This is a genomic window from uncultured Rothia sp., from assembly GCF_937976295.1.
GTDB lineage: Bacteria > Actinomycetota > Actinomycetes > Actinomycetales > Micrococcaceae > Rothia.
In genome coordinates, this window is record NZ_CALJRY010000090.1 from 1 (window position 1) to 4,479 (window position 4,479).

4 protein-coding genes and 1 pseudogene are annotated in these 4,479 nt (G+C 61.1%); 1 reads left to right on the forward strand and 4 read right to left on the reverse strand.

Annotated features, from left to right (window positions below; genetic code table 11):
* From Q0216_RS02425 to Q0216_RS02440, 4 genes and pseudogenes are all read right to left on the reverse strand, one after another.
* A pseudogene (locus tag Q0216_RS02425) lies at positions 1 to 299 on the reverse strand (23S rRNA (uracil(747)-C(5))-methyltransferase); the annotation flags it as partial.
* Between the two features lie 243 nt (positions 300 to 542).
* On the reverse strand, positions 543 to 2,165 hold the full coding sequence (groL, locus tag Q0216_RS02430) for a chaperonin GroEL (protein ID WP_005504512.1): 1,623 nt from the start codon (positions 2,163 to 2,165) through the stop codon (positions 543 to 545).
* Positions 2,166 to 2,589: 424 nt separating this feature from the next.
* Positions 2,590 to 3,174 (reverse strand): LytR C-terminal domain-containing protein, encoded by a 585-nt coding sequence (locus tag Q0216_RS02435; protein WP_298592638.1) that lies wholly within the window; start codon positions 3,172 to 3,174, stop codon positions 2,590 to 2,592.
* A gap of 260 nt (positions 3,175 to 3,434) precedes the next feature.
* Complete coding sequence (locus Q0216_RS02440) at positions 3,435 to 3,764, reverse strand: DUF3263 domain-containing protein (RefSeq protein ID WP_298592640.1); 330 nt, start codon at positions 3,762 to 3,764, stop codon at positions 3,435 to 3,437.
* Positions 3,765 to 3,958: 194 nt separating this feature from the next.
* Here Q0216_RS02440 and Q0216_RS02445 point away from each other — a divergent pair.
* Positions 3,959 to 4,479, forward strand: a 521-nt coding sequence (locus Q0216_RS02445; protein ID WP_298592642.1) for a uracil-DNA glycosylase, incomplete at its 3' end; no start/stop codon positions are given.

The window sequence follows — 4,479 nt, forward strand, 5'->3', positions numbered from 1 at the left end:
GGAATAGCCGCCTGAATCGGCTCCATATAGAGCGGGCATTCGCCAAGATCAGTGGATGCGCCCGTACGGTAATCCACGATGCCCAGAGTCGGGTTCTTCGCCGAACCACCCACCACGAGCTTCGCCTTGTTACGGAAGCCCGCCTCCGCACTGGTCACCGGATCCAGCCACTGCAGCTGCGGGTAGTTGGCGAGCAGGGTGCGGGCGTGCTCCTGCTTCGCCTGCACCTGCGCGGTGTAGGCGGTCTCAATGCTGGGGCAGGAGGAGCAGAGGTCATCACGAAAATAGGCGCATTCCATAAGGAGCCATTCTACCGCCTCCACCGGCAGGCACGCCGCCAACCCATCACAGACGCAGGATGCTCAGCCGCACATGGGCACAGAAAAAGCGGGGGCGGCCACCCCTCATGGGTAGCCGCCCCCGCCTCATACGGATGCGATTGAGATAACGCCGGATTAGCTTCCAGCGGCATCTCACCACCGTGTCACGCGTCGCGTGCCACGGATTCCATAACTTTTTGCCCCATCAGGGACAAAAAGTTATTACATCATGCCTGCCATGCCGTCCGCACCGGGAGCAGCCGCACCAGCGGGCTCCGGCTTGTTCGCAACAACAGCCTCAGTGGTCAGGAACAGACCAGCAATCGACGCAGCGTTCTGCAGAGCCGAACGGGTCACCTTCACCGGGTCAGCAATACCAGCAGCCATCAGGTCCTCGTACTCGCCGGTCGCAGCGTTCAGGCCGGTACCAGCAGGCAGGGAACGAACACGGTCAACCACAACGCCCGGCTCCAGGCCAGCGTTAGCAGCGATCTGCTTCAGCGGTGCGTCAATAGCCACGCGCACAATGTTCGCGCCGGTAGCCTCGTCACCGGTCAGCTCCAGCTTGTCGAAGACCTTCACGCCAGCCTGAATCAGAGCAACGCCACCACCGGGGACGATACCCTCCTCAACAGCAGCCTTAGCGTTACGCACAGCGTCCTCAATGCGGTGCTTGCGTTCCTTCAGCTCAACCTCAGTTGCGGCACCAGCCTTCAGCACGGCCACACCACCGGCGAGCTTAGCCAGGCGCTCTTGCAGCTTCTCACGGTCGTAATCGGAATCGGAGTTAGCGATCTCTGCGCGGATCTGAGCCACGCGACCCTCGATAGCTGCTGCGTCGCCTGCACCCTCGATGATGGTGGTCTCGTCCTTGGTCACAACGACCTTGCGAGCGGAACCGAGCATGTCCAGGGTTGCTGCGTCCAGGGACAGGCCAACCTCTTCGGTAATGACCTGGCCACCGGTCAGGATAGCAATATCAGCCATCTGAGCCTTACGGCGGTCACCGAAGCCCGGAGCCTTCACAGCAACAGACTTGATGGAGCCGCGCATCTTGTTCAGCACCAGCAGAGCCAGAGCCTCACCCTCAACGTCCTCAGCAACGATCAGCAGCGGCTTGCCGGACTGCATGACCTTCTCCAGGACGGGAACGAGGTCCTTAACGTTCGAAATCTTCTGGTTCACAACCAGGATGTAGGGGTCCTCCAGGACTGCTTCCTGACGCTCCGGGTCGGTCACGAAGTAACCGGACAGGAAGCCCTTGTCGAAGCGCATACCCTCGGTCAGTTCCAGGTGCAGACCGAAAGTGTTGGAGTCCTCAACGGTGATGACGCCTTCCTTGCCGACCTTCTCCATTGCCTCAGCAATGAGCTTGCCGATCTCAGCGTCGCCAGCGGAAATAGATGCGGTTGCAGCGATCTCTTCCTCGGTCTCAACTTCCTTCGCGGAGGAGAGCAGAGCCTCGGTCACAGCCTCAACAGCCTTCTCAATGCCGCGCTTGAGGCTCAGCGGGTCAGCGCCAGCAGCCACGTTGCGCAGGCCCTCGCGGACCAGTGCCTGAGCCAGAACGGTAGCGGTGGTGGTACCGTCACCTGCGATGTCGTCAGTCTTCTTAGCAACTTCCTTGACGAGCTCCGCACCAATCTTCTCGTACGGATCCTCCAGCTCGATTTCCTTCGCGATCGAGACACCGTCGTTGGTGATGGTGGGGGCACCCCACGCCTTCTCCAGCACAACGTTGCGGCCGCGGGGGCCGAGGGTCACCTTCACTGCATCGGCGAGGGTGTTCAAACCGCGCTCAAGGCCGCGGCGTGCCTCTTCGTCAAAAGCAATGAGCTTTGCCATAAGTGTCCTCCTGGACGATCGGATTTCTTCCTTCACCCTTGCGGGTGCGGTACATCTAAAATCGGGTGGCTACCCCTCCACAACACCCCCGTTACGGAGGCACGGCAGAGTAGGGCATAAAACACCCGAACGCTACATCAATTGTGGCACCCGCACCGGCATGGAGCAAACGTTTAAGCCCAAGGTTGAAGGGTTAATCGCCCAGTGCTTAATCTGCGCTCATTAAGCCCGCCAAAAGGGGCGTTAACGGTGTACCCGCCCGGAGTGCGTGAGGGGCGTTAAAAGCATCAACCCCACCCGGCGCATCAGTGGAATTGCGCGGATGGGGTTGAGCAGAAGTCGTTATGGCAGAAACAGCGGGCGCGGTCTTAGATTCGCAGGCTTAGAATCGCGGGTTTAGAATCGCCCGGGCAACCGCCTGAACCTATTCCGCAGCAGCAGCGGAGCCGGTGTAATCCGAGGACAGAATCACGATGACCTCGTGGTTGCCCATCTGCACATCGGAGGTTGCCTGACGCACCTGAGTAATACCCAGCTTCGAGGCGATACTCTGCGCCTGCGACTGGTAGCCCTCAGCGTAGTAGACCACGCTGGTTGCCGGTGCCACACCCGTGTAGTTTGCAGTCTCGCTGATGGTGTAGCCGGTCAGCAGCGCCGCCGCACCGGATGCGCTACCCGCCGGAGCCGCCGCATTGTAGACCGCCACAGAGATGGACTCAGCCAGACCGGTCTTCGTGGGGCTTGCCGACGCGGTAGCCGGCGCAGAGGACGCCGACGCGCTTGCGGGCGCGGAGCTACTCTTCGCGGTGGACGCCGAGTACTGCGGGGAGGCGGTGCGCGGCGCGTACACGTACATCGCGCCGCCAACGAGCAGACCGACTACACCTGCAGCTACCAGGGGGATAGCGCCCTTGGGGCTCTTTGCCGGGTCAGCATTGACCGCGCGGTAGGTTCCGCGGCGGGCGGTATTTTCGTCTACCTCGTCAAATTCGTCGCGGGGGTAGCTCATTTATCCTCATTTCACGGGTCTCTGTTTACCGGCTGATACCGTGCCTCCCTGTCTGGTGCGCGGGCACGGCTGCGGGAGGTGCGGTCTTGGTGTTCTAGTACCTAGAGTACCGTCTCAACTAGCGAGAACCAACGTGAACGCCCCGCAACCGGCTGTGAAAAAGACGGACACCACACAGTGTTCAATCTCTGGTTGAGCTTGAGGTGTGCGGGGTTGAACGCAGGAGATGGAGAGCTCGCACGGCTCCCTCGTTCAAGCTCCTAGTCAGCGTCTCGGCGGGCACGCAGAACGTCGATCATCTGCGGCGCTGCGGCACGTACCCGCTCATCATCCAGCATCACATTCAAGCGCTGATAGTAGGCAATCGGGGTGAATCCGGCGGCGATAATCGCCTTCTCTTTGGAGCCCTGGTGCTTGAAGCGGCGGCGTTCCACCTCAAGGATGCGGCGCTCCACCGGGGTCAGGCCGCCGGGTTGGTTCTGTGCTTCCGACTGGCTCTGCGTTTCCGGCCGATTCTGTGCTTCCGGCTGGTTCTCCACTCCCGACTGACTCTCAGGCTGCACAATTTCAGCTCGTTCCTGTCCTGACACGTTCCCTCCTGTCTGTAGCTCGCCTGCCGTAGCCGGCGTCTCCTAGCGCGTGTATTCGTCATCCCCTAGTCTAGAAGAGAAACCCAGCCTAGAAGAGGACCTCAGTCTAGAGGAGAAGCATTCATCCCGCACCCGGCATCGTCACCGTCACTGTCCGGGTCGCATCAGCCCCAGGAGATTCCCCGAGGAGATTCATGAACCAGCCCCTCAGCAGCATTATGAGCGAGGATTGGGCGGCAGCACTCGCCCCCGTCGAAGAGCAGATTCACGCCATGGGAGCTTTTCTGCGTGAGGAGCACGCGGCGGGGTACCGCACGTTCCCGCCTGCCGCCGATATTTTTAATGCGTTCCGCCGCCCGATGAGCAGGGTGAAGGTCCTCATTATTGGTCAGGACCCCTACCCCACCCCGGGCAATGCGATGGGTCTGTCGTTCTCGGTGCACCGCGGCATGCCGCTGCCTCGTTCGCTGAACAATATTTACAAGGAGCTGCAGGACGATTTGGGTATCGCCCCGGCTGATCACGGCGACCTGTCCTGTTGGGCTGATGAGGGCGTCATGCTGCTCAACAGGGTTTTGACGGTGCGCGAGTCTGATGCGGGTTCGCACCGCGGCAAGGGTTGGGAGGAGATCACCGAGTGCGCTATCCGTGCGCTGGTGGCGCGTAACCAGCCGCTGGTGGGTCTGCTGTGGGGTGCGGATGCACGCAAGTGCGC

Excerpts from the sequence above, each read along its gene's own strand:
- groL (WP_005504512.1), bottom strand. The coding sequence starts at position 2,165 with ATGGCAAAGCTCATTGCTTTTGACGAAGAGGCACGCCGCGGCCTTGAG.
- Q0216_RS02435 (WP_298592638.1), bottom strand. The coding sequence starts at position 3,174 with ATGAGCTACCCCCGCGACGAATTTGACGAGGTAGACGAAAATACCGCC.